Here is a 25,223-nt window from a genome sequence, read left to right on the forward strand (position 1 = left end):
CAGCCGGGAAAAGGTTCCCGGCCGCCTCGTGGCCGCGTCAGCTCGCCGCCGCCGCGATCTCGTGCCGCGGGCTGGCGTGACCATCTCCGTGACCGTCACTGCCGCTGATCTTGGGCGGCAGTCCGGCGAAGCGCCGCAAGGCTTCCGCCATCTGCACCCGTCCCGACACGCCTGTGATCACCACGTCCACCATCGCAAAGGACGAGTGGAAGTGGCCGCGCGCCTTCAATTGCTCGACCGGCACGCCCGCTGCGGCCATTGCCTCGGCATAGGCGATGCCCTCGTCGCGCAGCGGATCGAACTCGCAGGTGACCACGAGGGCCGGCGGCAGGCCGGCAACCTTGCCGCGCAGCGGGGCGACCCGCGGGTCGGTGCGGTCCGCCGGCGAGCAATAGAGGTCCCAGAACCAGTACATCAGCGAGCGCGTCAGGAAGTAGGCGGTCCCGTTTTCGTTGTAGGAGGGCCGATCGAAGCTGCAGTCGGTGACCGGGCAGACCAGAAGCTGGCCGGCGATCGAGGGCCCGCCGCGGTCGCGCGCGAGCTGGCAGGTGACGGCGGCGATGTTGCCGCCGGCGCTCCAGCCGGCGACCAGCACCGGGCCCGGCCTGCCGCCGAGCTCGGCGGCGTGCTCGGCGATCCAGCGCGTGGCCGCATAGCCGTCCTCGGCCGCGGTCGGGAAGCGATGCTCCGGTGCGTGGCGATAGCCGACGCTGACGAACATCATGCCGGTCCGCCGCACCATGTCGCGGCAGAACGGCTCGTCCGATTGCTCGTCGCCAAGCACCCAGCCGCCGCCGTGGAAATAGACCACGACCGGATGCGGTCCCGGCGTTGCCGGCTTGTAGACGCGGTAGGGCAACGCACCGTCGGCGACGGGCAGGGTGCCGTCGACGATCTCGCCGATCGGCCGCCCCGCAGGCCGGCCCTTGTTGAACTCGTTGACGAAGGCGCGGGCGCCGAGCGCGCCCATCGACTCGATCGGCGGCAGGTTGAGCGAGGCGAGCAGGTTCAGCACCAGCCGCACGTCCGGCTGCAGGCGCACCACCTCGCCGTCGTTGCATTGGATGGCGCCATCGGGGCCGGTGAGCTTGAAGCCGAGCATGCCGCGGCTGACCACCTCGTCGCAGATGCTGCGATAAGGGCCGACGCCGCCGGTATAGGGCATCAGCCCCTGCACCTTGCCGGGCACGTTGGCGCCGGTGTACCAGGTGTTGGCGAGCCGGTGCAGCGTCAGCATCGAGCAGTCGGCCATGTGCCTGTTCCAGCCGGCCTGCGCCGTCTCGGTCGGCTCGATCGTGGTGAAGCCGGCATCGCGCAGCGATGCAAGGCGATCGACCACCCAGTCGACATGCTGCTCGATCGACACCGCCATGTTCGACAGCACCGACGGGCTTCCGGGTCCGGTGATCATGAAGAAGTTCGGGAAGCCCTCGACCGTGAGGCCGAGATAGGTCTGCGGCCCCTGCGCCCAGACATCGGACAGCGACTTGCCACCGCGCCCGGTGATCGGATGCACGGCACGGATCGCGCCGGTCATGGCGTCGAAGCCGGTTGCGAAGACGATGACGTCGACGTCGAAGCTGCGGCCGTTCGTGGAAATGCCGCTCGCGGTGATCGCCTTGATCGGCTCCTTGCGCAGATTGACCAGCGTGACGTTCGGCCGGTTGTAGGTTGCGTAATAATTGGTCTCGAGGCAGGGGCGCTTTGCGCCGAAAGGATGGTCGTCCGGCATCAGCGCCGCGGCGGTCTCGGGATCCTTGACGGCGGCGCGGATCTTCTCGCGGATCAGGTCCTGGACGATCTTGTTGCCGTCGACGTCTACGGCCTGGTCGGCCCAGAGCTGCGTCAGAATGTGGACGAGGTCGCCGGCCGCCCAGGCGCGCTCGAACCGCTCGCGACGCTCGGCATCGCTCAATTGCCAACTCACGACCGTCTGCTGCGGGTAGGGCACGCCGGCCATCGACTGCCGCGCCTGCTCGCGATAGGCCGCGCGGTCGCTCTGCAGCAGGCTCATGCGGTCCGCGGGCGCCGGGCCGTTATGCGCCGGCAAAGCGAAATTCGGTGTGCGCTGGAACACCGTCAGATGCGCGGCCTGCTCGGCGATCACAGGGATCGACTGGATCGCCGAGGAGCCCGTGCCGATCACGGCGACGCGCTTTCCGGTGAGATCGACGCCGTCATGCGGCCAGCGCCCGGTGAAATAGACCTCGCCCTTGAAGTCCTTGACGCCGTCGATCTCCGGCGGCTTTGGCGCGGAGAGGCAACCGGTCGCCATAATGTAATGGCGGCAGGAGACGGGTGGCCCATTGTCGGTGGTGATGAGCCAGCGCTCGGACGCTTCGTCCCATCTGGCTTCGGTGACCTTGGTCTTGAAACGGATGTCGCGGCGAAGATCGTAGCGATCGGCGACGAAGCCGAGGTAACGCAGGATCTCGGGCTGGGTCGCGTATTTCTCCGACCAGGTCCAGGCGGTCTCGAGCTCCGGATCGAACGTGTAGCTGTAGTCGATGGTCTGGATGTCGCAGCGCGCGCCCGGATAGCGGTTCCAATACCAGGTGCCGCCGACATCGCCGGCCTCGTCGAGCCCGACTGCCGAGAACCCCGTCTTGCGCAGGCGATGGAGAAGGTAGAGGCCGGCAAATCCGGCGCCGACCACGGCAACATCGACCTGCTGAGCGGTTCCGCGCCCATCGGAGGCACGTGTGGCAACCATTGCGTCAGGCATGGTATTCCTCCCGGATGTCTTGTTTTGGCGGCAGGCTATCGCCGCAGGCTCAGCTTGTCATTAGAGCAAGTGCAATCTTAGGGTGGTCGTTTGCGGCGGCTTCGTGACCGCGCGAAGGTTGTGGCACCACACGCACCGCGATGCACAATGGCCGTGATCGCCCGGGGTAATCAGCCATCGTCCTTCTGTGTATGCTTGCGCTTACAAGCCACGCGTACCGCCCGGGCGTCATGACAGAGTTGAGTGAGCGAACCAGAGCGAACATGGACGTCGTCCTCGAGCAGACGTGCCGGCAACTGCCGCATGGCGGCGATCACGACAGCCGCAGGTTCATCGCCGAGCGCCTGATCGAGGCGGCACGGGCGGGCCACTCCACCCTGGGCGAGCTCGGCATCGTCGCGCGCCACGCGCTCGCGGAGCTGATTGGCAAAGGCGGTTAGGCTCAAGGCGCGCGAGGGTTGCCTCGCCGACGGCTTCGGACATAACCTGCCAAAACCCTTCATCGAGATCGTTGCGAAGATGCGGGCCCTGCTTGCATTCGTTGCGGCTATTGCAGTCCTGTGTGGCGCCGGCCCGGCCCTCGCCCAGTCGGTCGGGCAGTTTCCATTCGCGCTGACGCGTGAAGGGCAGATGCTCGGCGCCGTGGAAGGCGAGGTGGCCTCGTTCAAGGGGCTGGCTTACGCGGCGCCGCCGCTCGGCGCGCTGCGCTGGCAACCGCCGCAGCCGACGACCGAAAGCTCGGAGATGCGCACCGCCTACGAATACGGCGCGCCGTGCCTTCAGCCGGCGCTGCCGGCGGCGAGCGAGGATTGCCTGACGCTGAACGTGTTTCGTCCTTTCGGGGTCGACGGCCCGTTGCCGGTGATGGTGTTCATCCATGGCGGCGCGTTCGTCTCGGGCACCGCGAACGATCCGCTGTTCGATGGTGCCAAGCTGGCGCAGGCGGGCCTCATCGTGGTCACCGTGAATTATCGCCTCGGCGCGCTCGGCTGGCTCTCGCATCCCGCGCTGTCGGACGCCGGCTCCGGCAATTTCGGCCTGATGGACCAGATCGCCGCGCTGCACTGGGTGCACGACAACATCGCGGCCTTCGGCGGCGATCCTGATAACGTCACGCTGTTCGGCAGCGATGCAGGCGCGACATCGATTGCACTGCTGATGCTGTCCGCGCAAGCGCGCAATCTCTTCCACAAGGCCATTCTGCAATCGGTGCCCGGCCGCGCGCGCCTGCGCTCGGCGGAAGAGGCGGAGGCCATCGGCCGGAAGTTCGTGGCCGCGCTTTCGCCGAAGACGGATCTGCGCGCAGTCGAGCCGCGGCGCCTGCTGGCCGCCGAGAAACAATTGCTGGAGACATCGCCGCGCAGCTTTGCACCGATGATGGATGGACGTCTCGTGACCGAGGACCTCGCCGCGGGTTTTGTGGCCGGACGCCAGAGCCGCATTCCCCTGATCATCGGCTCGAACGAGGATGAGACCGGCCTGGAGAACGAGACCGCGATCAAGGAGGAGCTTGCGCCGCCGGGCGCGGGCGGCGGCGAATTGCGCAAGCTCTATCCCGATCTCGCCAGACCTTCGGATCTCGCGGCAAGAATTTACACCGACAAGGTCTTTTCCGAGCCGGTGCGGCTGCTGGCACGTCTGCACGCGGCAGGCGGCGCGCCGACCTTTCGCTACCGCTTCGCCTATGTGCCGGAGGCCAGGCGCGCCAATCCGGACGTCGGCCACGGGCGCGAGCTGCAGTTCATCTTCGGTACGGAAGGCGTGGCCGGTGCGGGCATCCTGTCGCGGCGCGACCGCGAGGTCGCAGGCCGCATGCGCGCCTATTGGATAAACTTCGCCCGAAGTGGCGATCCCAATGGTCCCGACCTACATGGTCCCGACCTGCCACGCTGGGACGCAGCCAGCGGCGATCGCCTGCTGCTGATCACGAACGATGGCATCGCGAGCGGCGACGACCCGTTCGCGGATCGTCTCGACCGGCTCGCAAATGAGGGCAGGAGATGAAGCGGATTTAAGCCGCGAGCTCGACGCGCGGCGCCGGGCTGAGCCGGTCTTCCTCCAGATAATCCATCGCGCCGTCCTTCTCGACGGCATAGAACTGCTGGCCATCCCGCGACTTGAAGGCGGCGCGGACGACACCGCGGCGGCCCTTGTCACTGTTGACGACGTCCCCCAGCGCAAACTTCCTCATCGTACGTCTCACTTGTCTTCAGGCCGACTGCTTCGGCCCAGCGGGGATTCTGGGCGGCAAATCGTTAACGACTTGCTAACCATGCCGCTTTGCCTATGCTCACCGCCGATCGTGCGGACCGCTCGCACGCGCCTGTTGTCAACGAGACGAGCCGATGACGCGATTTCCGACCCTGTTCCTGTCGCATGGCGGCGGCCCCTGGCCCTTCATGGAGGACAGACGGGTGCAATATGCCAAGACCGCCGAGGCGTTCGCGAACTTGCCGCAGCTTCTGCCCGAAAGGCCGAAGGCCGTGCTGGTCATCACCGGGCATTGGGAAGCCGACGCCTTCACGGTGTCGACCTCGCCGCGTCCACCGATGGTCTACGATTATTACGGTTTCCCCGAGCATACCTACCACATCAAATATCCGGCGCCGGGCAAGCCCGAGCTTGCCGCGCAAGTGAAGGCGCTGCTCACGCATGCCGGCCTCGATTGCCGCGAAGATCCCGACCAGGGTTTCGATCACGGCACGTTCGTTCCGCTCGGGCTGATGTATCCGAATGCCGACATGCCGATCGTGCTGCTGTCGCTGAAGTCCAGCTATGACGCGGCCGAGCACGTCAAGGTGGGGCAGGCGATCGCATCCTTGCGCGACGAAGGCATCCTGATCGTCGGCAGCGGCCTGACCTATCACAACATGCGCGGCTTCAACCGTCCGGAGTCCAAGCCCGTCTCGTATGATTTCGAGGCCTATCTGAACGAGGCGATCAGCAACCCCGATGCGGCGCGCCGCAATGCCATGCTGGTCGATTGGGAGAATGCGCCGAGCGCACGCCTTGCACATCCGCGCGAGGACCATCTGCTGCCGCTGATGGTGGCGGCCGGTGCTGCGGGAAGCGACGTCGGACGGCGCGTCTTCGTCGACGAGGTCGCGCATGTGGCGATGGCCTCGTATGTGTTTGGGTAATGATCTCTTCTCCGTCGTCCCGCAAGCGGGGAGAGGCGAAGAAAGCCTCACCCATATCTCAGCTTCATCACCAGAATGCCGCCGGCGAGAACCATGGTGACGGCGTTCGCCGCGACCAGGGGGGCATCGCCTGAAAGCAGGCCGTAGATGAGCCAGAGCGTGAGGCCCAGCATCATGACCAGAAACATGCCGAGAGAAATGTCGCGCGCCGAGCGGGTCTTCCAGACCTTGATGAACTGCGGCGCGTAGGCGACGGTGGTGCAGGTGGCGGCGGCAAAGCCGAGCAGCTTGATCGCGAAGGGGTCCATGTCGGCTCTATAGCATGGATTCGGCTCTGCCTCACGCGCGCGCCGCCATGAGATCGCGGTACAGCGAGGCATAGTCGCCGGCGCGATTACGCCAGGAGACGTCGGTCGCAAGGCCGCTGCGTTGCAGGCGGCGCCAGGTCAGCTTGTCGTGGAAGGCGGTGTTGGCCTTGCGCAGCGTGCCGGCGAGGGCATCCGCCGTCACGGGGGCGAATTTGAAGCCGGTGGCATCGTGGCCGGACGCGTCGGCCTCGCCGATATCGACGATGGTGTCTTCGAGGCCGCCGACGCGCGAGACGATCGGCACCGCGCCATAGCGCAGCGCGCAGAGCTGGGTCAGGCCGCACGGCTCGAAGCGCGACGGCACGATCAGCGCGTCCGAGCCGGCCTGGATCAAATGCGCGAGAATCTCGTCATAGCCGATCACGACGCCGATCCGGCCCGGATTGGCGCGGGCCGCGGCCTGGTAGCCATCCTGCAGATCGCGGTCGCCGCTGCCGAGCAGCGCGAGCTGCATGCCTTCGCGCAGGATGGTCGGGATGGCCTCCATCAGGAGATCGAGCCCCTTCTGCCACGACAGGCGGCTGATGACGCCGAGCAGTGGCGCTTCGTCCGAGGAATCGAGATTGAACTGCTGCTGCAGCACCGCCTTGTTCGCGGCCCGGAAGGTCAGGTCTTCCGCGCCGAAGCGGTAGGCGATGTGCGGATCGGTTTGCGGATTCCAGACCTCGGTGTCGATGCCGTTGAGGATGCCGCTCAGCACGTTGGATCGTTCACGAAGCAGGCCGCCGAGGCCCATGCCGCCTTCGTCGCTCTGGATTTCCTTCGCGTAGGTCGGCGATACCGTGGTGATACGATCGGCAAGGCTCAAGCCGGCCTTCAAGAAGCTGATGCCGCCGAAATATTCCAGTTCGTTGACGTTGAAGGCATGCCAGGGCAGGCCGATCGATCCGATCAGCTCAGGGGCGAACTTGCCCTGGTAGGCCATGTTGTGGATGGTCATCACGGTGCCGGGCCGTGGACGATTGTCGTAGTGCAGATAGGCCGGCGCGAGCCCCGCCTGCCAATCGTGGGCGTGCACGACATCGGGCACGAAGGCCGGCACGAGGCCGTGGCCGATATCGGCCGCCACGCGCGACAGCGCGGCGAAGCGCACGCCGTTGTCTGCCCAGTCGACGCCGTCAGTGGTGACATAGGGGTTGCCTGGCCGCGCATAGAGATGCGGCACGTCCAGCACGAACAGATCGAGCCCGGCATGCGAGCCCGCCAGCAGCCGGCCGGGGCCGCCGAAATAATCCGACCAGCGCCGCAGTTCCTCTGTGCCGGACAAAAGGCGCATCACGTCGGGATAGCCCGGCAGCAAGGTGCGCATCTCGACGCCATGCGCCTTCAGCGCAACCGGCAGCGCGCCGGCGACATCTGCGAGGCCGCCGGTCTTGACGAGGGGATAGACTTCAGAGGCGACCGCGAGGACGCGAACAGGCGTCATGTATTGAGCCTGTCGATCATCGGCTGGGTGATCAGCGAGATGCCCTGCTCGGTGGTGCGGAAGCGCTTTCCGTCGAACTCGGGATCCTCGCCGACGACGAGCCCTTCCGGGATCTCGACGCCGCGGTCGATCACGACGTTCCTCAAGCGGGCGCCGCGGCCGACACTCACGTAAGGCATGATCACGGCATTCTCGACATTGGCGTAGGAGTTGATGCGCACGCCGGTGAACAGCAGCGAGCGGCGCAGCGACGCGCCGGAGATGATGCAGCCGCCGGAGACCAGCGAGCTCACCGCCTGGCCGCGCCGGCTCTCCTCGTCATGGACGAATTTCGCCGGCGGCGTGATCTCGGCATAGGACCAGATCGGCCAGGCGCGGTCGAACAGGTCGAGCTCGGGCACCACGTCGGTAAGGTCGATATTGGCGGCCCAATAGGCGTCGACCGTGCCGACGTCGCGCCAATAGGCGCGAGTGTCGCTGCCCGAGCGGACGCAGGATGTCGAATATTGGTGCGCCATCGCGCGGCCGTTCTTGACCAGGTAGGGAATGATGTCCTTGCCGAAATCGTGGTTCGAGTTCGGGTCCTCGGCATCGCGCTTGAGCTGATCGAACAGGAATTTCGCGTCGAACACGTAGATGCCCATGCTGGCGAGCGAGACGTCCGGCTTGCCCGGCATCGGCGGCGGATCCTTCGGCTTCTCCAGGAACTCCTGGATCCAGCCGTTCTCGTCGATATGCATGATGCCGAAACCGGAAGATTCGGTCCGCGGCATTTCCAGGCAGCCGACGGTGACGTCGGCGCCGCTCTCGACGTGCTGGCGCAGCATCACCTCGTAGTCCATTTTGTAGATGTGGTCTCCGGCCAGCACGACGATGAAGCGGCAGGCGTGGGATTCGATGATGTCGATGTTCTGGTACACCGCGTCCGCCGTGCCGACATACCACATGCTCTCGGAGACGCGCTGGCTGGCGGGCAGGATGTCAAAACTCTCGTTGCGTTCGGGGCGGAAGAAGTTCCAGCCCATCTGAAGGTGCCGGATCAGGCTGTGCGCCTTGTATTGGGTCGCCACCGCGATACGGCGGATGCCGGAGTTCACCGCGTTCGACAGCGCGAAATCGATGATGCGGGACTTTCCGCCGAAATAGACCGCCGGCTTGGCGCGGCGGTCGGTCAGCTCCAGCAGGCGGCTGCCGCGTCCTCCGGCCAGGACAAACGCCAGCGCCTGACGGGCAAGCGGCTCGGGTCTCGCGGCACTCATGTGATCCTCCCACAACTCTGGCGCTCGCGAGAAGCCTCCCGGCCGCGCACATTGGAACCGATAGTAATGGCACGAATAGTAAATCGTGAAGGTGGTTGTTGGTTGCGAATGCACGGGAAGCTTAATGCCTTGCCGGGTGATCGGGCCTCAGCCACCGTCGCGCGGCTGTCACAGGCGGCGACGTCGCCGGGCACCGGTTGATCAGAACGGAGGCAAGCGTCTTGTGCGGTGCACGCAAACTCCAGGCTTTGAAATTCAATGCTTTGACTTGGCGCAAGGATGTCCGATCATGACGCTGCGATCCCTTTTTCAAGCGAAAGGTCAGACAGGGAGTAGGACGATGAGGATCTGGAAGACGGCGATTGCCTGTTCATTGGCCGGCGTGGTCATGGTGGCCCAGATCGGGCAGGCCACGGCGGCCCCGATGCCGACCAACGTTGCGACGATGAAGGCTGCGGCCGGTGATAATCTCACACCGGTGCATTGGCGCGGCGGCGGCTGGGGCTTAGCCCTCGGTGGTCTCGCAGCCGGCGCGCTCATCGGCGGTGCCATCGCCGCGGGGTCTCCTTACGGCTACGGCCCCTATTACGGCGGCTACGGCTATGGATATCCGGGCTACGGCTATGGTTACGCCCCCGCTTATTACGGCGGCTACGGCTACGCACCGGTCTATCCGCGATATTATCGGCCCTATCGCCCGTACTACAGCTACGGCTACTACCGGCCGTACCGGGTTTATCACCGGCCGTACGGGGTCTACCGTCCCTACTACCGCGGCTACTGGTGAGACCGCGCGGCTAGAACGAGAGCCACACGATCAGGCTCATGCATGCAGCATGCATGAGCACGATCGCGGCGAGATGCAATGGGCCGGGCCTGAGGCGAAGCCGGTGCATCCCGCCGCCTCCGCCTAATTCGATCCCGCGGCCGCAGCCGTGAAGCTGCGGTCGACGGCTTTGCTGACATCGATCTTCTTCGGCAGGATGCCGTAACGGGTCGAGCGGTCGGAGGCTTCCTGCACCTCCTTGACCACGTTCTCGTCGATCACGATCGGGCTGGTGCGCTGCGAGGTGTAGGCCGACAGCAGCACGTCCTCCGGCAGTTTTGTCAGTTCGGCCGTGTTCTTGGCGTACTCGCCGAGATGGTCGAGCGACCATAGCCGCGCCTTGTTCAGCCGTTGCACCAGATCCTGCACCGCCGCGCGCTTGGTGGCGATGGCGTTGTCGGAGGCGACGATGAAGGTGATGGTCGGCGTCAGCCCTTCGCCGTTGGCGATGACGCGAGCCTTGTCCTTCAACGTCGCGAACGAGACGTAGGGCTCCCACACCGCCCAGGCGTCGATCGAGCCGGCGAGCAGCGCGATCTTGGCATCGACCGGGCCGAGCGGCGCGAAGGTCGCATCCTCCAGCTTGATCGCTGCCTTCTCCAGTGTCGCATCGATCAGGAACTGGCCCCAGCCGCCGCGTGTGCCGGCGAGCCGCTTGCCCTTGAGGTCGGCCGCCGATTTGATCGGCGAATCCTGACGCACCAGGATAGCCTGCGTCTTCGCATCCGAGCGCGTGCCGCCGATCGCCTTGATCGGCGCGCCCGCGGCATAGACCGAGAGGAACGAGAGATCGCCGGTGTAGCCGACGTCGAGCGCGCCGGCATTGAGCGCTTCGAGGATCGGCGCGGCCGCGGGGAATTCCGACCATTCGATTCTGTAAGGCAGGTCCTTCGCATAGCCGGAGATGTCGAGCAGCGAGCGATTGCCGCCCTTCTGGTCGCCGACGCGCAGCACGACAATGTCGGCGGCGAGCGATGCGGCAGCGGTCGATAGCGTGATGACGGCGGCGAGCAGCGAGGTGGCGAGCCGGCGTGTGATGGAATGGTCGTGAGAGTTGATGCTCATTGGATCCGTCTTGTTGCGTTGCTCACGATGCGTGAGCGAACGGTGCAGCGAGACGATCAAGTCTATGAGCGCGCGGTGCGCCGTCAATGAAATGGCCAACCGTATTGTGCGTGCTTCAGGCAATGACGTTTCAGCGGAGCGCTGCTTTCGAGAATACACAGCGTGCACGGCCGAACTGGACAAGGACGCGGCAGTCAAGGGCGTCGCGCTTGAACTTGAGCGCCCATGCATCTGCGAAAATCCTTTCATCGCTCCCGCATGCGCGGGTGGAGAGAAATGACTTTCCTGCGCGCAACATTCGAAAATCCATTTCATTGACGATGCCGCGAACGCGCCGCATGATTTGCGCATCGCATCAACGTGGCGCGGGAAGCGCCGACGGAACAATTTTCTCTCAACGCAGCTCCGCACGGAACATGCGCAACGCGACCCGTTGCGCACGAGGCGGAGCCGTGCCAGCGCAGGAGCCAGGGGCTGATGAACAACGACAACCAGCGCAGCGGATCGAAACTCGACCGGCGCCACATGCTTCAGGCAGGGCTTGCCGCCGCTTTCGCGGCGCCGCTCGGCGCGCTGGGTGCGCAGGCCTTCGCACCGCCCGCGATCGTGCCGGGTGTCGACTTCTCCGAGTTTCCGCTGTGCCGCACGGCCTCTGACGCACCCGCGCTCACTGGCGCGCCGCGCAAGCTGAAGCTGTCGTGGAATGCCGGCGCCGTCTGCCTCGCGCCGGTGCCGGTCGCGATCGAGCACGGCTTCTTCAAGAAGCATAATCTCGACGTCGAGCTCGTCAACTATTCCGGCTCGACCGACCAGCTGCTCGAGGCCATCGCGACAGGCAAAAGCGATGCCGGTCTCGGCATGGCGCTGCGCTGGCTGAAGCCGCTGGAGCAGGGTTTTGACGTCAAGATCGCCGCGGGCACCCATGGCGGCTGCATGCGGGTGCTGTCGCGCACCGATTCCGGCGTCTCGAAGCTGACCGACCTCAAGGGCAAGATCGTCGCGGTCGGCGATCTCGCCGGTCCCGACAAGAACTTCTTCTCGATCCAATTGGCCAAACTCGGCATCGATCCGGTGAAGGACGTCGACTGGCGCGCCTATCCCGGCAATCTGCTCAACGTTGCCGTGGAGAAGGGCGAGGTGCAGGCGTTCCTGTCGTCCGATCCGCTCGCCTATCTCTGGCTCAAGGACACACAGTACAAGGAGGTCGCCTCAAATCTCGATGGGGAGTACCGCGAGAAGAGCTGCTGCATCCTCGGCCTGCGCGGCTCGCTCGTGCGCGAAGAGCCTCAAGTCGCGCGCGCCATCACCCAGGCGCTGCTCGATGCCGCGATGTTCACCGCGCAGAATGCGACGCTCGCGGCGAAATCGTTCCAGCCCTATGCGCCGAAGGCGGCGACGCTCGCCGATATCGAGGGCATGGTGCGCTACCACACCCACCATCATCATCCCGTCGGCGAGATCTTGAAGCGCGAGCTCAAGGCCTACGCCGACGACCTCAAGAGCGTGCAGGTCTTCAAGCAGAGCACCGACACCGCCAAATTCGCGGAGCGCATCTATGTCGACGTATTCGCTGTCTGACGGCCTTGCCTCGGGCGCGCCGCGCACCTCGCGCGTGCCGCTGCTGGCGAGCTGGATCCGGGAGTCCGGCGCCGGCGTTCTCGCCAGCGTCGCCTGGATCGCCCTCGGCCTGTCCTGCCTTTGGTGGCAGGATGTCGGCGATTGGTCGCGCACGCATTCACTCGGCATCGCCGCCTTCATCATCGCGGCGCTCGCGCTGTTCGGCACCGTCGGGGCCGACTATCTGGGATCGGCAGGACAGGCGCTGCACAAGCGCGCGCCATGGCTGGTCGCGCTCGGGGTGTTCCTGACGGTGTGGGAGGTCGCGACGGCAAAATTCGCCTGGCTGCCGCTGCCGTTCTTCCCGCCGCCGCAGGCGATCATCGAGGTCTATACCGACGATCTGCCGAAGCTGCTCGACAGCGTCCTTGCCTCGATCAAGCTCCAGCTCGGCGGCTATCTGATCGGCGCCACGATTGGCTTTCTAACCGGCGTCTCGATCGGCTGGTCGCGCGCGGTCGGTTATTGGGTGCATCCGGTGCTGCGCTTCATCGGCCCACTGCCGGCGACCGCCTGGCTGCCGATCGCCTTCTTCACCTTTCCGTCGAGCTGGAGCGCCTCGACCTTCCTGATCGCGCTGGCAACGGGCTTCCCGGTTACCGTGCTGACCTGGTCGGGCGTCGCGAGCGTCAGCAACGCCTATTACGACGTCGCGCGCACGCTTGGGGCAAAGCCTTCGTTCCTGGTGCTGAAGGTCGCGATCCCGGCCGCGTTGCCGCACGTGTTCGTCGGCCTGTTCATGGGGCTCGGCTCGTCCTTTGCCGTGCTCGTCGTCGCCGAGATGATCGGCGTCAAGGCCGGGCTCGGCTGGTACCTGCAATGGGCGCAGGGCTGGGCCGCCTACGCCAACATGTATGCAGCGCTGATCGTGATGTCGCTGCTCTGCTCCGGCGCAATCACGCTGCTGTTTGCGATCCGCGATCGCCTTCTGGTCTGGCAGAAGGGGACCGTCAAATGGTAGCCACAGCTCTCGCCGAAGCGGTCACGCATCCGGCCACCGGCGCCGCGCTCGATATCGAGCAGGTCAGCCACGCCTTCGACATCGACGGGACCGAGCTGCCGGTGCTGAGCGACGTCAGCATCTGGGTCGAGCCCGGCGAGTTCGTCGCGCTGCTCGGCCCGTCCGGCTGCGGCAAGTCGACCTTGCTGCGGCTGATCGCCGGCCTCGACAAACCGAAGGCGGGAAGGCTGCGGGAGGACGAGGAGCGCATCAGGAACCCGCATCCCTCGCGCGTCGTCGTGTTCCAGGATCCGACCCTGTTTCCTTGGCGGTCGGTCTGGGACAACGTCGCCCTGGGCCTTGAGGCCCAGGGCATTTTGAGGAGCCAGCGCCAGCGCGTCGATGACGCGCTTGACCTCGTCGGGCTTTCGCCGTTCCGCAACGCCTATCCGCACCAGCTCTCCGGCGGCATGGCGCAGCGCGTCGCGCTGGCGCGGGCGCTGGTCAACGATCCCAAGATCCTGATCCTGGATGAGCCCCTGGGGAAACTGGACTCGCTGACCCGCATCACCATGCAGGCCGAGCTCGTCGCGCTCTGGCAGCGCAAGGGGTTCACCACGCTGCTGGTGACGCATGATGCGGAGGAGGCGCTGGTGCTCGCCAACCGCGTCATCGTGTTCAGCGATCGTCCCGCGCGGGTGAAGGCCGATATCCGCGTCGACCGTCCGTATCCGCGCCATCGCGGCGATCCGTATCTGGCCGACCTGCGTCGCCAGATCCTCGGGCTGTTGGGGTTAGATGCCACATGGTGACCTCCATAGCCAAGGGCCGCACGGCTCACAGCGAGCCCGACTACATCGCCCGCGCAGCGACGCTTGCCACAAGCTTTGCGGCGCGCGCGGCCGAGCACGACCGGCTCGGCAGCTTTCCCTTCGAGAATTTTCGCGAGCTCTCGGAGGCAGGCTTGCTGTCTCTGACGGTGCCGGCGGTTCATGGCGGCGCCGGTGCCGGCGCGCGCTATGCCGCGCGCGTGCTCGGCATTCTCGGCAAGGCCGATCCGTCGACCGCGCTGGTGCTGTCGATGCACTACATCAATCATCTCGTGATGGCGCGCAGTCCGAACTGGCCGGCGCGACTGTCGCGCAAGCTCGCGCGCGAAAGTGTTGAGGGCATCGCGCTCATCAACGCCCTGCGCGTGGAGCCGGAGCTCGGCTCGCCTGCGCGCGGAGGGTTGCCGGCGACGATCGCGCGGCGCACCGAAACCGGCTGGCGCCTCTCCGGCCACAAGATCTACTCGACGGGATCGCCGATCCTGAAATGGTACCTGGTCTGGGCGCGCACCGACGAGGCGGAGCCGCGCGTCGGCCAGTTCCTGGTGCCGGCGGGCCTGCCGGGCACGCGCATCGTCCAGACCTGGGACCATCACGGCCTGCGCGCCAGCGGCAGCCACGACGTCATCTTCGACGACGTCGTGGTCCCGCTCGACGCCGAGGTCGATTTGCGCAAGCCGGCGGACTGGCGCACGCTCGACGTTACGCAGCAGACTGTGCACACCGTCTTCATCGCCGCGATCTACGACGGCGTTGCCCGCGCCGCGCGCGACTGGCTGATCAATTTCCTGAAGCAGCGCGTGCCTGCCAGCCTCGGCGCGCCGCTGGCGACCTTAGCCCGCGCGCAGGAGATCGTCGGGGCCATCGAGGCGCGGCTTGCGGTCAACGCACGTTTGATCGACACGGCTGCCCGCGACTTCGACGATGGCGTCGATCTCTCTGCCGGTGAATCCAACGTCATCAAGCTGACCGTGACCAACAACGCCGTTGCCGTCGTCGAGGACGCGCTGTCGTTGACCGGTAACCACGGGCTCAGCCGCGCCAATCCGCTGGAGCGGCATTATCGCGACGTGCTGTGCGGCCGCGTGCACACGCCGCAGGACGATTCCACGCGCATCGGCCTCGGCCGCCTCGCACTCGGCCTCTAGGGATCAACAGGGAGACGATCATGTCGATCGAGTTCATCGGCTTCATCAGCAACAACAATTCGTCCGAGACCATCGTCCGGGAAGGACCGGTGCTCAATCCGACCCATATCGAGACGGTGGCGAAGGCGCATGAGAATGCCGGCTTCGACCGCGCGCTGCTGGCGTTTCATTCGACCTCGCCCGATGCGCTCCAGGTCGCCCAGCACGTGCTCAATCACACCGAGAGGCTGAACGTGCTCATCGCGCAGCGGCCCGGCTTTACCGCCCCGACATTGCTGGCGCGGCAGTTCGCCGTGCTCGACCAGTTTTCCCGCGGCCGCGTCGCGCTCCATGTCATCACCGGCGGCAACGCCACCGAACTGCGGCAAGACGGCAACACGCTCGACGACAAGGACGAGCGCTATGCCCGCACCTCTGAATTCCTCGACGTGCTCAAGCTGCAATGGAGGAGCGACAAGCCGTTCAGCTACAAGGGCAGGTACTACCAGGTCGAGAACGCCTTCTCGCAGGTAAAGCCGTATCGCCCCGAAGGCATCCGCGTCTATTTCGGCGGCGCCTCGGATGCGGCGATCGACGTCGCTGGCAAGCATGCCGACACCTTTGCGCTGTGGGGCGAATCCTACGCGCAGGTGCGCGATATCACCTCGCGCGTGCACAACGCCGCGGTGCGGCAGGGGCGGCCGACGCCGCGCTTCAGCCTGTCGGTGCGGCCGATCATTGCACCGACCGAGAAGCAGGCCTGGGAGAAGGCGGAGGAAATTCTCGCGCGCGCCACCGCGCTCCAGGACAAGACCGGCTATCGCAAGCCCGCTGACGGGCATGCCACCGCCGGCGCACGGCGCCTGCTCGCGCTCGCCGATCAGGGCAGCCGCATCGACAAGCGGCTCTGGACCGAGATCGCAAAGCTGACCGGCGCCAACAGCAACACCACGGCACTGGTCGGCACGCCCGAGCAGGTTGCGGAGGTCTTCGGTGACTATTACGATCTCGGCATCAGCCATTTCCTAATCCGCGGCTTCGATCCGCTGATCGATAGCATCGAATACGGCCGGGAGCTGATCCCGCTGACACGCGAGCTGGTCGCCAAGCGCCAGGCCGTTCGCGGCGAGGCCGCAGAATGATCCGCCTCATGTTGGCCGGCGCGCTGCTGTTCGCTTCGTTCGAAGTGGCAGCTGCGCAAACCACGCTCCGTGTCGGGGACCAGAAGGGCAATGCGCAGGCCGTGATGGAAGCGGCCGGCGTGCTCAAGGATGTGCCCTACAAGATCGAGTGGAGGGAGTTTCCGGCGGCCGCGCCGCTTCTGGAAGCGCTCAGCGCCGGCGCGATCGAGACCGGCCTCGTTGGCGATGCGCCCTTCACCTTCGCCGCCGCGTCGGGCGCGCCGGTGAAGGCGATCGCTGCTATCCGGCAGACGCGCGAGGGGCTCGCCATCCTCGTGCCCGAGAATTCGCCGATCAAGAGCTTTGCCGATCTCCGGGGTAAGAAGATCGCGACCGGCCGCGGCTCGATCGGCCATCAGCTGATCCTTGCTGCGCTCGAGAAGAACGGCTGGAGCGCGAACGACGTCCAGATCGCGTTCCTGGCGCCGTCCGACGCCAAGATCGCCTACACGCAAGGCTCGGTCGATGCATGGTCGACCTGGGAGCCGTATGTGAGCCAGGAGGAGGTGCTGTTCAAGTCGCGGCGCGTCATCACCTCGGAAGGGCTGACGCCGGGGCTGAGCTTCCAGGTAGCGCGGCCCGACGCGATCAGGGACAAGCGCGCCGAGCTGACCGATTTCATCCGCCGCCTCACCGCGGCGCGGGCTTGGTCGCTAAACAATATCGACAGCTATGCCGCGACCTGGGGCAGGTTGATGAACATCCCCACCGCCGTGCCGCAGAACTGGCTGTCACGCGCCAAGATCAGGATCGCGCCGATCGATGACGGCGTGGTCAAAGACGAGCAGGCGACGATCGACCTCTATTTCCGCTGGGGCCTGATCAAGCAGAAGCTGGATGCCGCGGAGATCGTCGATCGCTCGTTCACGGACGCGATCGCGAAGGTGGGGTTGTAGCCTTTACGCAACTCTCGTGTCCCGGACGCGCTGCAGCGTGAAACGCTGCTGCGCAGAGCCGGCCCCATGGCGCACCGATTGCGTTTGGTTAGATGGGCCCCGGCTCAGCAGCGCACCACTTCGTGATGCGCTGCGTCCGGGGCACGAGACCTCTCAAGCGCTCAAGCATCCGTGAAGCAGGAAGACAACTTCCAACTTGATCGCGTTCCTCGAAACAATCCTCCTGCCCATAGCGCTCGCGACAACACCCTTATTGCTATTTGCGCCGCAGCTCTTGCGGCACGGCGCACTCCCGCAAAGATCAATCCGACGACCACATCGGGAGACCGGCCATGGGCCTGCAAGAAACAAAAATCGAATCGCTTCCCTTCGTCACCGCCGAACTCAATTATCTCGCACCGATCGACGGCAAGCCGCGCACCTACGCGTTCGATCCGCCGCCGGGTGAGCCGAAAACCACCTCGCTGCCGGAGCCGCATCAGGTGCCGATCTTCGATGCGCGGCTGATCGCGCAGAACTTCTCGCTGGATCGCGAGGGCTTTGCGTTGGTGCGTCATCCGACCCAGGTTAAGGATTTTTACAACGACGAGGAAATCCGCAGCGTCTACTATCCAGCGGTCGAGGCGTTCCTGCGCGCGACGCTGAAGGCCGACCGTGTCGTCATCTTCGACCACACTGTGCGCAAGCGTGTCGAGGGCGCGCCTGATATCCGCGACGGTGGCCCGCGTCAGCCGGCCACGCGCGTCCATGTCGACCAGACCATCGCGTCCGGCACCAACCGCGTCCGCGAGCATCTGCCTGATGAAGCCGAAGAGCTGCTGAAGGGGCGCGTGCAGGTGATCAATCTGTGGCGGCCGATCCGCGGTCCCTTGCGGGATTCACCGCTCGCCATGGCCGACGGCACCACGGTCAAGCCGGAAGACCTCGTCGCTTCCGACCTGATCTATCCCAACCGCCGCGGCGAGACCTATTCGGTGAAATACAATCCGAACCACCGCTGGTTCTATTTCCCGGAGATGACGCCGGATGAGGCGCTGCTGCTGAAGTGCTACGATTCCGCAACCGACGGCCGAACCCGTTTCGGGCCGCATACCGCATTCGTCGATCCGACCACGCCGGCTGATGCTGCGCCCCGCGAGAGCATCGAAGTCCGCACGCTGGTGTTCCACCGGCAGTAACAACGTGTGATGGCCCTGCCGGGTCCATGCATCATGGGCGCGGGCGTCGTTCAGGTCTCGGTGGATTAGGCGTCCGAGCGCGCTATAGTGCCGCCCAATGCAAAGGGGGCGCTATGACAAGGATCAGGGTAGGACTCGTCGGCTGCGGCTTCGTGTCGGAGTTGCACATGTATGCGTTCCGGCGCGTCTATGGCGTTGACGTCGAGGTCGCGGCGGTTGCTGCCCGCGGCGACAAGGTTGTCGCGTTTGCCGGGCATCACAATATCCCGCGTGTTTACCGGAGCTTCGCCGAGCTGATCGCCGACCGCGATCTCGACGTCGTCGACATCTGCACCCCGCCCAATCTTCACGCCGAGATGATCGTCGCCGCCATGCAGTCCGGCAAGCACGTCATCTGCGAAAAGCCGTTCGCCGGCTATTTCGGCCGCGAAGGCGATCAGCAGCCGATCGGCAAGCACGTGCCGAAGGCGCTGATGTATGAACGCGTGATCGAAGAGATGGACAGGACGCGGGCCGCGATCGAGCGCACGGGCAAGCTCTTCATGTATGCCGAGGACTGGATCTACGCGCCGGCCGTAACCAAGACCGCCGAGATCATCAAGGCGACCAAGGACAAGATTCTGTTCATGAAGGGCGAGGAGAGCCATTCCGGCTCGCACGCCGCGCATGCCGCGCAATGGGCGATGACCGGCGGCGGCTCGCTGATCCGCATGGGCTGCCATCCCCTCTCGGCCGTGCTGTATCTGAAGCAGGTCGAAGCCAAGGCGCGCGGCGAGCGCATCCATGCGGCCAGCGTCACCGGCGATGTCGGCAACGTCACCGCCGGGCTCAAGCCGGAGGAGCGCAGCTACATCAAGGCCAATCCCGTCGATGTCGAGGACTGGGGCACGCTCACCGCCACTTTCTCGGACGGCACCAAGGCGACGGTGTTCTCCGGCGACATGATCATGGGCGGCGTGCGCAATCTGATCGAGACCTATACGAGCGGCGGCTCGCTGTTTGCCAACATCACGCCCAACAATCATCTGATGAGCTATCAGACCAGCGAGGAGAAGCTCGCTTCCGTCTACATCACCGAGAAGGTCGACCGCAAAACCGGCTGGCAATATGTCTGCCTCGAGGAGGAATGGACGCGCGGCTATTTGCAGGAGATCCAGGACTTCATGGAATGCGTCGCGACGGGCCGCCAGCCGCTGTCGGACCTCGCGCTGGCCTATGAGACGATCAAGGTGAACTACGCAGGATATTGGGCGGCGGAGGAGGGGCGGCGGGTGGTGTTGTAGGCGACACGAAGTCGCTGAACGGGGCCACAGGCCCACTGCAAATCCTTCTCCCCTTGCGGGACAAGGTGGCGCGAAGCGCCGGATGAGGGGTTGTTTCCGCGCATCCCAATGAGAGTTGAACACGCGGAGGGAGACCCCTCACCCGTCTCGCCGCAACGCGGCGAGCCACCCTCTCCCGCAAGGGGAGAGGGTGTACACTGCCCGTGCCGCCCCCTCACGCCCCGTAGGTCGAGCCCTTCGGCAGCGGGAAGACCGGGTCCTGCGTGCGGATGTTGGTCGGCCACACGACGGAGATGTGCGCGCCGGCGTTCTGCATCACGACCGGCGTCGAACGTTCGTTCTGGCCGGAGAGCGGCGTGCCCGGCGGGAAGAATTTCACGCCATAGCCCTGGATCGTGCCGCCCGCGGGGATGTCGACGTCGAGCGCCGCTTTCCGGATCGCCTCGGGCTCGAAGCTGCCGTACTTCTCCTTGGCGACAGGCAGCACGTTGTTGAGCAGCACCCAGGTCTGGTTGAAGCCCATCGAGCAGTGCGGCGGCACGTCGGTGGCGCCGGTCTTGGCCTGGTAGCGACTGACCATGGTCTTGATCAGATCGCCCATGCCGGGCGCGAGCTTGGCGGGATCGAGCAGCTGTGCCGGCACCGGGTCGATGTTGCAGAAATTGTCGATGTCGGCGCCGAACGTGGCGCGCAACTTGTCGAGTTGGCTGTAGCCGGCACCGGCTCCGAACAGCATCTTGAAGCGCAACCCGCTCTCGCGGGCCTGGCGCAGGAACAGGGTGATGTCAGGGTTGTAGCCCGCGTGCGAGATCACGTCGGCCTTGGCCCGCTTGATCTTCGTCACCAGCACCGAGAGATCGGGCGCCGAGGCCGAATAGCCTTCGCGCAGCACCACCGGAATGCCGGCCTCTTTCGCATAGGCTTCGTCAGCGGAGGCAACGCCGACGCCATAAGGGCCGTCCTCGTGGATCAACGCGACCTTGACCTCCTTCGGATCCATGCCGAGCTTGGCTTTGGCGTGCTCGGTGAGGAAGCTTGCAAAGGCCTGGCCGTATTGATCCGAATGGATCTGCGCGCGAAACACGTGTTGCAGGTTCTTGTCCTTGAACACGGCGGTCGAGACCGCGGTCGTGATCCAGAGGATCTTTTTTTGCTGCTCGACCTTGGCCGCGAGCGGCACCGCATGCGAGCTCGCATAGACGCCGTTGAGGATGTCGATCTTCTCTTGGCTGATCAGGCGTTCGGCCTCGTTGATCGCAACGTCCGGCTTGCTCTGCGAATCCGCGGCGACCGGAGCAACCTTGTATTTGCCGCCGACACCGCCTTTCTCGTTGACGAGATCGATGGCGATCTGCGCGCCGATCGAGGAGGCGACCGAGCCGCCGGCGGCGAAGGGGCCGGTGAGGTCGTAGATCAGGCCGATGCGTATAGTCTCGGCTTGTGCCTGGGCGCGTGTCCAATCGAGGCTGAGTGCGGCGGCGGCAGCCGCCGATGTCTTCAGCAGCTGCCTGCGTGAAGTCGGCATCCTATCCTCCCTCAAAACCGTCGTTCGATCTTGTTGTTGTTCGCAAAGTATGGGGAGCGGGGCGGCGGAAAGTCAATATCGCCAAAGTCGAGGTTCTTCGGCGCCGGCGCTTCACGCCGGCGCGTTCGTTCGTGGGTGGTGCCGCTCAGCCCGGCCCGGCGCCTTGGGTCGCCGTATACACCGCGTAGAGCGATTGGCTTGCGGCCATGAACAGGCGGTTGCGCTTGGGGCCGCCGAAGCAGACGTTGCCGCACACTTCCGGCAGACGGATGCGGCCGAGCAGCTTGCCCTCCGGCGACCACACCGTGACGCCGCTGTAGCCGACGGCGCGTCCGGCATTGCTGGAGGCCCAGAGATTGCCGTTGACGTCGCAACGCAGGCCATCCGGTCCGCACTTCACGCCGTCGATCACGCAATCGGTGAACTTCTTCAGGTTCGACAGCTTGTTGTCGCTGCCGACGTCGAACACGAAGATCTCGCCCTTGCCGCCGGGGCCGGTGTCGCCCGGTCCTTTGCCGGTCGAGGCGATGTAGAGCTTCTTGTAGTCGGGCGAGAAGCAGAGCCCGTTCGGATCGGGCACCTGGTCTTCGGTGACGACGAGGTCGATGCGGCCGGAGGGATCGATGCGATAGCAGTTGGTCGGCAGCTCGCGCTTGCCCGGCACGAAGCCGGCCGGCTGTCCGATCCGTGGATTGAGCTTGCCGCCTGCATTGCTCGGGCCGCCCGCGACGTCGGGCTCGCCTTCGTAGAGCTGGCCGCCATACGGCGGATCAGTGAACCAATAGCTGCCGTCGGGATGCGCGGCGATGTCGTTCGGCGAGTTTAGCTTCTTGCCCTGGTAGGACTCGGCGAGCACGGTGGCGGTACCGTCATGCTCGTAACGCGTCACCCGTCGCGTCAGGTGTTCGCAGGAGAGCTGGCGGCCCTGGAAGTCGAACGAGTTGCCGTTGGAATTGTTGGAGGGCGAGCGGAATACGCTGACGCGGCCGTCGTCCTCGGTCCAGCGCATCTGCCGGTTGTTGGGAATGTCGCTCCACAAGAGATAGCGGCCCTGCGCACTCCACGCCGGGCCTTCCGCCCAGAGCAGCCCGGTGTAGAGACGCTTGATCGCGGTGTTGGGCTGCGCGAGATCGTTGAAGGACGGATCGACCGCGATGATGTCGGGGTCCCAGAAATAGGTCGTCGGCGCGCCGCCCGGGCCGAAATCGCGCGGCGGCGTCGTGATCGTCGTCGGCGGTGCGGCGGGTCCGGTCTGGGCCAGCGCGGGGCCCGCCAACGTGGCCGCGGCGCCGAGCGCCAGCCCCCCGACCAGCGTTCGTCGTGAAAGCGCAGCATCGTGCGCACGCTGCTCCTGCTCAGGAGCCTCCTGGCGTGTCATCGTATCCTCCCGGTTACGTTCGGCCGGCCGGTTGATCCGGCCAAGCGCGGCGAAGGTTAGTCCGGTCCGCGTCCGGTTGCGAGAGGCAGACTTGAAACCGCGGCGTGATCGCGGGTCGCAATTCCGTCACCTTCGAGTGCGTTTGGATTGCAGGGCGCTAGCGGGGGATAAAGCCGGAGCTCATTGTGCAAGTCGTCATCCTGGTCATCCTTCTCTCACTCGCGTTTGCGGCTGGCTATTTCACGCGAGATTACGTCTCCCGAAAAAGGCGCGCGGAGGCACGCCGCTGGCGCGAGTACGCTGAGCCGGACTGGCTCTCAGCCAATGCGCCGGCCAACACCAACGAGATCGCGAAGACCGACACCGCTGCGCCCACCGGAGAGCTCGGCCAAATGCTGAACCGTTGGGAGAACAGGGCGCGCGCCCGCCGCACCGGCACGGCGTAGGCCTATCCCTTTTAGGTCACCTATGTTGACCCTCTTTTGGCGTTGCAGTTGCGGCCATTTCTCGTCTAGAAACGGCCACATCGGGCCTCTCCCGAAACCAACCGTCAACGGTTTTGACCGAGGATTTGAGGCTCTACAGGGTCTGGCAATGCTGATTCGCGGCCAAATCGAGGGGATTTCGGGGGAGGTGGCTCTGGCCGCCGCCGCGATCCCGGCTGCGCTGCTGCCCACCCTCCTTATTGGCGGCCTTCTTCTTACTTGCCCCTGAGGGCCGGCTGGGCGCCATGCGCCTGGGCGCTCAGGGGTTGGTCGAGATCAACGGACACCTCAAGCGCCAAGGGACTGAAACGGCTCTGAACGGCGCAAACGCTCAAAAGGAAATCTAGGAATGGCCACCGTGAACAAGTCCGAGAAGGACCGCGTCATCATTTTCGACACCACGCTGCGCGACGGCGAGCAGTGCCCCGGCGCCACCATGACCTTCGAGGAGAAGCTCGAGGTCGCCGAACTGCTGGATGATATGGGCGTCGACGTCATCGAGGCCGGCTTTCCGATCACCTCCGAAGGCGACTTCCAGGCGGTCAGCGAGATCGCCCGCCGCTCCAAGAACGCCGTCATCGCCGGCCTGTCGCGCGCCCATCCCGCCGACATCGACCGCTGTGCCGAAGCCGTGAAGTTCGCCAAGCGCGGCCGCGTCCACACCGTGATCGCGACCTCGCCGCTGCACATGCGGGTGAAGCTGAACAAGACCCCGGAGCAGGTGATCGAGACCTCGGTCGCGATGGTCGCGCGCGCCCGCAACCAGATCGACGACGTCGAATGGTCGGCCGAGGATGGCACCCGCAGCGAGATGGACTTTTTGTGCCGCATCGTCGAGGCCGTGATCAAGGCCGGCGCCACCACGGTGAACATCCCCGACACCGTCGGTTATACGGTGCCGGAGGAATATACCCACTTCATGAGGACGCTGATCGAGCGCGTGCCGAACTCGGACAAGGCGGTGTTCTCCGTGCACTGCCATAACGATCTCGGCATGGCGGTCGCCAACTCGCTGGCCGGCATCACGGGCGGCGCGCGCCAGGTCGAGTGCACCATCAACGGCATCGGCGAGCGCGCCGGCAACGCCGCTCTCGAAGAGATCGTTATGGCGATCAACGTGCGCAACGACAAATTCCCCTACTGGAACAAGATCGACACGACGCAGCTGACCCGTGCCTCGAAGCTGGTCTCGGCGGCGACCTCGTTCCCGGTGCAATACAACAAGGCGATCGTCGGCCGGAATGCCTTCGCTCATGAGAGCGGCATTCACCAGGACGGCGTGCTGAAGGACGCTTCGACTTACGAGATCATGCGCCCCGAGATGGTGGGCCTGAAGCAGTCGTCGCTGGTGCTGGGCAAGCATTCCGGTCGCCACGCCTTCGTGCACAAGCTGGAGGAGATGGGCTACAAGCTCGGTCCGAACCAGTTGGAAGATGCGTTCACGCGGATGAAGGCGCTGGCCGACCGCAAGAAGGACATCTACGACGAGGACATCGAGGCGCTGGTCGACGAGGAGATGGCGGCCTCCCACGACCGCATCAAGCTGACCTCGCTGACGGTGATCGCCGGCACCCACGGTCCGCAGCGCGCGACCATGAAGCTCGACGTCGACGGTCAGATCAAGATCGAGGAAGCCGAGGGCAATGGCCCGGTCGACGCCGTCTTCAACTGCATCAAGCGCCTGGTGCCGCACGAGGCCAAGCTCGAGCTGTACCAGGTGCACGCAGTCACCGAGGGCACCGACGCGCAGGCGGAAGTGTCGGTGCGGCTGGCGCAGGACGGCCGCTCGATGACCGCACGTGCGGCGGACCCGGATACCCTGGTGGCTTCGGCCAAGGCCTATCTCGGCGCGCTCAACAAGATCGTCATGAAGCGCCAGCGCGACAATGTGACGACGGCGGCGGCGAGCTGAATGGCTGCCCTGCTAAGGGACAATAGCGGCTGTGTAAGCGAGCCGCTATTGATGCAGCCGGC

The 25,223-nt window shown here is 65.4% G+C and carries 22 protein-coding genes; 14 read left to right on the forward strand and 8 right to left on the reverse strand.

The features are described from left to right. Positions 1 to 37: 37 nt before the first annotated feature. Entirely contained in the window at positions 38 to 2,725 is a 2,688-nt protein-coding gene (locus N2605_RS06390) for a flavin-containing monooxygenase (RefSeq protein ID WP_260346107.1), read from the reverse strand. Positions 2,726 to 2,916: 191 nt separating this feature from the next. Between N2605_RS06390 and N2605_RS06395 the strand changes: the two genes are divergently transcribed. Both N2605_RS06395 and N2605_RS06400 read left to right on the forward strand, forming a co-directional pair. Then, positions 2,917 to 3,165: a hypothetical protein gene (locus N2605_RS06395; RefSeq protein WP_036025032.1), complete on the forward strand. Its 249-nt coding sequence runs from the start codon at positions 2,917 to 2,919 to the stop codon at positions 3,163 to 3,165. A gap of 79 nt (positions 3,166 to 3,244) precedes the next feature. Next, positions 3,245 to 4,729: a carboxylesterase/lipase family protein gene (locus N2605_RS06400; protein WP_260347417.1), complete on the forward strand. Its 1,485-nt coding sequence runs from the start codon at positions 3,245 to 3,247 to the stop codon at positions 4,727 to 4,729. 7 nt (positions 4,730 to 4,736) lie between these two features. Here N2605_RS06400 and N2605_RS06405 read toward each other — a convergent pair whose 3' ends face one another. After that, positions 4,737 to 4,916, reverse strand: a complete 180-nt coding sequence (locus N2605_RS06405) for a hypothetical protein (protein WP_036006694.1) — start codon at positions 4,914 to 4,916, stop codon at positions 4,737 to 4,739. 154 nt (positions 4,917 to 5,070) lie between these two features. Between N2605_RS06405 and N2605_RS06410 the strand changes: the two genes are divergently transcribed. Next, complete coding sequence (locus tag N2605_RS06410; RefSeq protein ID WP_225137738.1) at positions 5,071 to 5,865, forward strand: DODA-type extradiol aromatic ring-opening family dioxygenase; 795 nt, start codon at positions 5,071 to 5,073, stop codon at positions 5,863 to 5,865. A 47-nt stretch (positions 5,866 to 5,912) separates the two neighbouring features. Here the strand turns inward: N2605_RS06410 and N2605_RS06415 are convergent, their stop codons facing one another. From N2605_RS06415 to glgC, 3 genes are read right to left on the reverse strand one after another with little or no spacing between them, the layout of a single operon-like run. Beyond that, the gene (locus N2605_RS06415; protein WP_036006700.1) at positions 5,913 to 6,173 is read right to left on the reverse strand and encodes a SemiSWEET transporter; all 261 of its coding nucleotides are present in this window, start codon (positions 6,171 to 6,173) and stop codon (positions 5,913 to 5,915) included. 31 nt (positions 6,174 to 6,204) lie between these two features. Beyond that, on the reverse strand, positions 6,205 to 7,659 hold the full coding sequence (glgA, locus tag N2605_RS06420) for a glycogen synthase GlgA (protein WP_109144914.1): 1,455 nt from the start codon (positions 7,657 to 7,659) through the stop codon (positions 6,205 to 6,207). Next, positions 7,656 to 8,918 (reverse strand): glucose-1-phosphate adenylyltransferase, encoded by a 1,263-nt coding sequence (gene glgC, locus N2605_RS06425; protein ID WP_036006706.1) that lies wholly within the window; start codon positions 8,916 to 8,918, stop codon positions 7,656 to 7,658. The genes glgA and glgC overlap by 4 nt, the downstream gene beginning before the upstream one ends. 340 nt (positions 8,919 to 9,258) lie before the next feature. Here glgC and N2605_RS06430 point away from each other — a divergent pair, with 340 nt between their 5' ends. Then, positions 9,259 to 9,705 (forward strand): hypothetical protein, encoded by a 447-nt coding sequence (locus N2605_RS06430; protein ID WP_260346109.1) that lies wholly within the window; start codon positions 9,259 to 9,261, stop codon positions 9,703 to 9,705. Positions 9,706 to 9,828: 123 nt separating this feature from the next. Here the strand turns inward: N2605_RS06430 and N2605_RS06435 are convergent, their stop codons facing one another. Further along, positions 9,829 to 10,809 (reverse strand): ABC transporter substrate-binding protein, encoded by a 981-nt coding sequence (locus tag N2605_RS06435; protein ID WP_260346110.1) that lies wholly within the window; start codon positions 10,807 to 10,809, stop codon positions 9,829 to 9,831. Between the two features lie 477 nt (positions 10,810 to 11,286). Here N2605_RS06435 and N2605_RS06440 point away from each other — a divergent pair, with 477 nt between their 5' ends. The 8 genes from N2605_RS06440 to N2605_RS06475 all read left to right on the forward strand — a co-directional run bounded on the left by N2605_RS06440 (position 11,287) and on the right by N2605_RS06475 (position 19,861). Beyond that, the gene (locus N2605_RS06440; RefSeq protein ID WP_225183983.1) at positions 11,287 to 12,387 is read left to right on the forward strand and encodes an ABC transporter substrate-binding protein; all 1,101 of its coding nucleotides are present in this window, start codon (positions 11,287 to 11,289) and stop codon (positions 12,385 to 12,387) included. Then, positions 12,365 to 13,387, forward strand: a complete 1,023-nt coding sequence (locus N2605_RS06445; RefSeq protein ID WP_109144911.1) for an ABC transporter permease — start codon at positions 12,365 to 12,367, stop codon at positions 13,385 to 13,387. The genes N2605_RS06440 and N2605_RS06445 overlap by 23 nt, the downstream gene beginning before the upstream one ends. Beyond that, complete coding sequence (locus N2605_RS06450; protein ID WP_260346111.1) at positions 13,381 to 14,178, forward strand: ABC transporter ATP-binding protein; 798 nt, start codon at positions 13,381 to 13,383, stop codon at positions 14,176 to 14,178. Before N2605_RS06445 ends, N2605_RS06450 begins: the two co-directional genes overlap by 7 nt. After that, a complete protein-coding gene (locus tag N2605_RS06455; protein WP_074448139.1) occupies positions 14,172 to 15,344 on the forward strand; it encodes an acyl-CoA dehydrogenase family protein in 1,173 nt (390 codons plus the stop codon). Before N2605_RS06450 ends, N2605_RS06455 begins: the two co-directional genes overlap by 7 nt. 20 nt (positions 15,345 to 15,364) lie before the next feature. Continuing rightward, positions 15,365 to 16,465 (forward strand): LLM class flavin-dependent oxidoreductase, encoded by a 1,101-nt coding sequence (locus N2605_RS06460; protein ID WP_260346112.1) that lies wholly within the window; start codon positions 15,365 to 15,367, stop codon positions 16,463 to 16,465. After that, positions 16,462 to 17,400 (forward strand): ABC transporter substrate-binding protein, encoded by a 939-nt coding sequence (locus tag N2605_RS06465; protein WP_036006740.1) that lies wholly within the window; start codon positions 16,462 to 16,464, stop codon positions 17,398 to 17,400. Before N2605_RS06460 ends, N2605_RS06465 begins: the two co-directional genes overlap by 4 nt. Before the next feature lie 332 nt (positions 17,401 to 17,732). Beyond that, positions 17,733 to 18,578, forward strand: coding sequence for a CmcJ/NvfI family oxidoreductase (locus N2605_RS06470; RefSeq protein ID WP_260346113.1), 846 nt, complete (start codon positions 17,733 to 17,735; stop codon positions 18,576 to 18,578). 113 nt (positions 18,579 to 18,691) lie between these two features. Then, on the forward strand, positions 18,692 to 19,861 hold the full coding sequence (locus N2605_RS06475; protein ID WP_260346114.1) for a Gfo/Idh/MocA family protein: 1,170 nt from the start codon (positions 18,692 to 18,694) through the stop codon (positions 19,859 to 19,861). A gap of 214 nt (positions 19,862 to 20,075) precedes the next feature. Here N2605_RS06475 and N2605_RS06480 read toward each other — a convergent pair whose 3' ends face one another. Together N2605_RS06480 and N2605_RS06485 are read right to left on the reverse strand one after the other, a co-directional pair. Continuing rightward, positions 20,076 to 21,386, reverse strand: coding sequence for an ABC transporter substrate-binding protein (locus N2605_RS06480; protein WP_057026370.1), 1,311 nt, complete (start codon positions 21,384 to 21,386; stop codon positions 20,076 to 20,078). A 145-nt stretch (positions 21,387 to 21,531) separates the two neighbouring features. Next, positions 21,532 to 22,764 (reverse strand): SMP-30/gluconolactonase/LRE family protein, encoded by a 1,233-nt coding sequence (locus N2605_RS06485; RefSeq protein ID WP_036006753.1) that lies wholly within the window; start codon positions 22,762 to 22,764, stop codon positions 21,532 to 21,534. 182 nt (positions 22,765 to 22,946) lie between these two features. Here N2605_RS06485 and N2605_RS06490 point away from each other — a divergent pair, with 182 nt between their 5' ends. Further along, the gene (locus N2605_RS06490; RefSeq protein WP_036006754.1) at positions 22,947 to 23,210 is read left to right on the forward strand and encodes a hypothetical protein; all 264 of its coding nucleotides are present in this window, start codon (positions 22,947 to 22,949) and stop codon (positions 23,208 to 23,210) included. A 388-nt stretch (positions 23,211 to 23,598) separates the two neighbouring features. Continuing rightward, positions 23,599 to 25,161 (forward strand): 2-isopropylmalate synthase, encoded by a 1,563-nt coding sequence (locus N2605_RS06495; protein ID WP_036037552.1) that lies wholly within the window; start codon positions 23,599 to 23,601, stop codon positions 25,159 to 25,161. Positions 25,162 to 25,223 lie beyond the last annotated feature (62 nt).

This window comes from Bradyrhizobium yuanmingense, from assembly GCF_025200905.1.
In the GTDB taxonomy this organism is placed as follows: domain Bacteria; phylum Pseudomonadota; class Alphaproteobacteria; order Rhizobiales; family Xanthobacteraceae; genus Bradyrhizobium; species Bradyrhizobium yuanmingense.

Coding starts and splice junctions, on each gene's coding strand:
- N2605_RS06390 (WP_260346107.1), bottom strand. CDS start 2,725: ATGCCTGACGCAATGGTTGCCACACGTGCCTCCGATGGGCGCGGAACC.
- N2605_RS06395 (WP_036025032.1), top strand. CDS start 2,917: ATGCTTGCGCTTACAAGCCACGCGTACCGCCCGGGCGTCATGACAGAG.
- N2605_RS06400 (WP_260347417.1), top strand. CDS start 3,245: ATGCGGGCCCTGCTTGCATTCGTTGCGGCTATTGCAGTCCTGTGTGGC.
- N2605_RS06405 (WP_036006694.1), bottom strand. CDS start 4,916: ATGAGGAAGTTTGCGCTGGGGGACGTCGTCAACAGTGACAAGGGCCGC.
- N2605_RS06410 (WP_225137738.1), top strand. CDS start 5,071: ATGACGCGATTTCCGACCCTGTTCCTGTCGCATGGCGGCGGCCCCTGG.
- N2605_RS06415 (WP_036006700.1), bottom strand. CDS start 6,173: ATGGACCCCTTCGCGATCAAGCTGCTCGGCTTTGCCGCCGCCACCTGC.
- glgA (WP_109144914.1), bottom strand. CDS start 7,659: ATGACGCCTGTTCGCGTCCTCGCGGTCGCCTCTGAAGTCTATCCCCTC.
- glgC (WP_036006706.1), bottom strand. CDS start 8,918: ATGAGTGCCGCGAGACCCGAGCCGCTTGCCCGTCAGGCGCTGGCGTTT.
- N2605_RS06430 (WP_260346109.1), top strand. CDS start 9,259: ATGAGGATCTGGAAGACGGCGATTGCCTGTTCATTGGCCGGCGTGGTC.
- N2605_RS06435 (WP_260346110.1), bottom strand. CDS start 10,809: ATGAGCATCAACTCTCACGACCATTCCATCACACGCCGGCTCGCCACC.
- N2605_RS06440 (WP_225183983.1), top strand. CDS start 11,287: ATGAACAACGACAACCAGCGCAGCGGATCGAAACTCGACCGGCGCCAC.
- N2605_RS06445 (WP_109144911.1), top strand. CDS start 12,365: ATGTCGACGTATTCGCTGTCTGACGGCCTTGCCTCGGGCGCGCCGCGC.
- N2605_RS06450 (WP_260346111.1), top strand. CDS start 13,381: ATGGTAGCCACAGCTCTCGCCGAAGCGGTCACGCATCCGGCCACCGGC.
- N2605_RS06455 (WP_074448139.1), top strand. CDS start 14,172: ATGGTGACCTCCATAGCCAAGGGCCGCACGGCTCACAGCGAGCCCGAC.
- N2605_RS06460 (WP_260346112.1), top strand. CDS start 15,365: ATGTCGATCGAGTTCATCGGCTTCATCAGCAACAACAATTCGTCCGAG.
- N2605_RS06465 (WP_036006740.1), top strand. CDS start 16,462: ATGATCCGCCTCATGTTGGCCGGCGCGCTGCTGTTCGCTTCGTTCGAA.
- N2605_RS06470 (WP_260346113.1), top strand. CDS start 17,733: ATGGGCCTGCAAGAAACAAAAATCGAATCGCTTCCCTTCGTCACCGCC.
- N2605_RS06475 (WP_260346114.1), top strand. CDS start 18,692: ATGACAAGGATCAGGGTAGGACTCGTCGGCTGCGGCTTCGTGTCGGAG.
- N2605_RS06480 (WP_057026370.1), bottom strand. CDS start 21,386: ATGCCGACTTCACGCAGGCAGCTGCTGAAGACATCGGCGGCTGCCGCC.
- N2605_RS06485 (WP_036006753.1), bottom strand. CDS start 22,764: ATGACACGCCAGGAGGCTCCTGAGCAGGAGCAGCGTGCGCACGATGCT.
- N2605_RS06495 (WP_036037552.1), top strand. CDS start 23,599: ATGGCCACCGTGAACAAGTCCGAGAAGGACCGCGTCATCATTTTCGAC.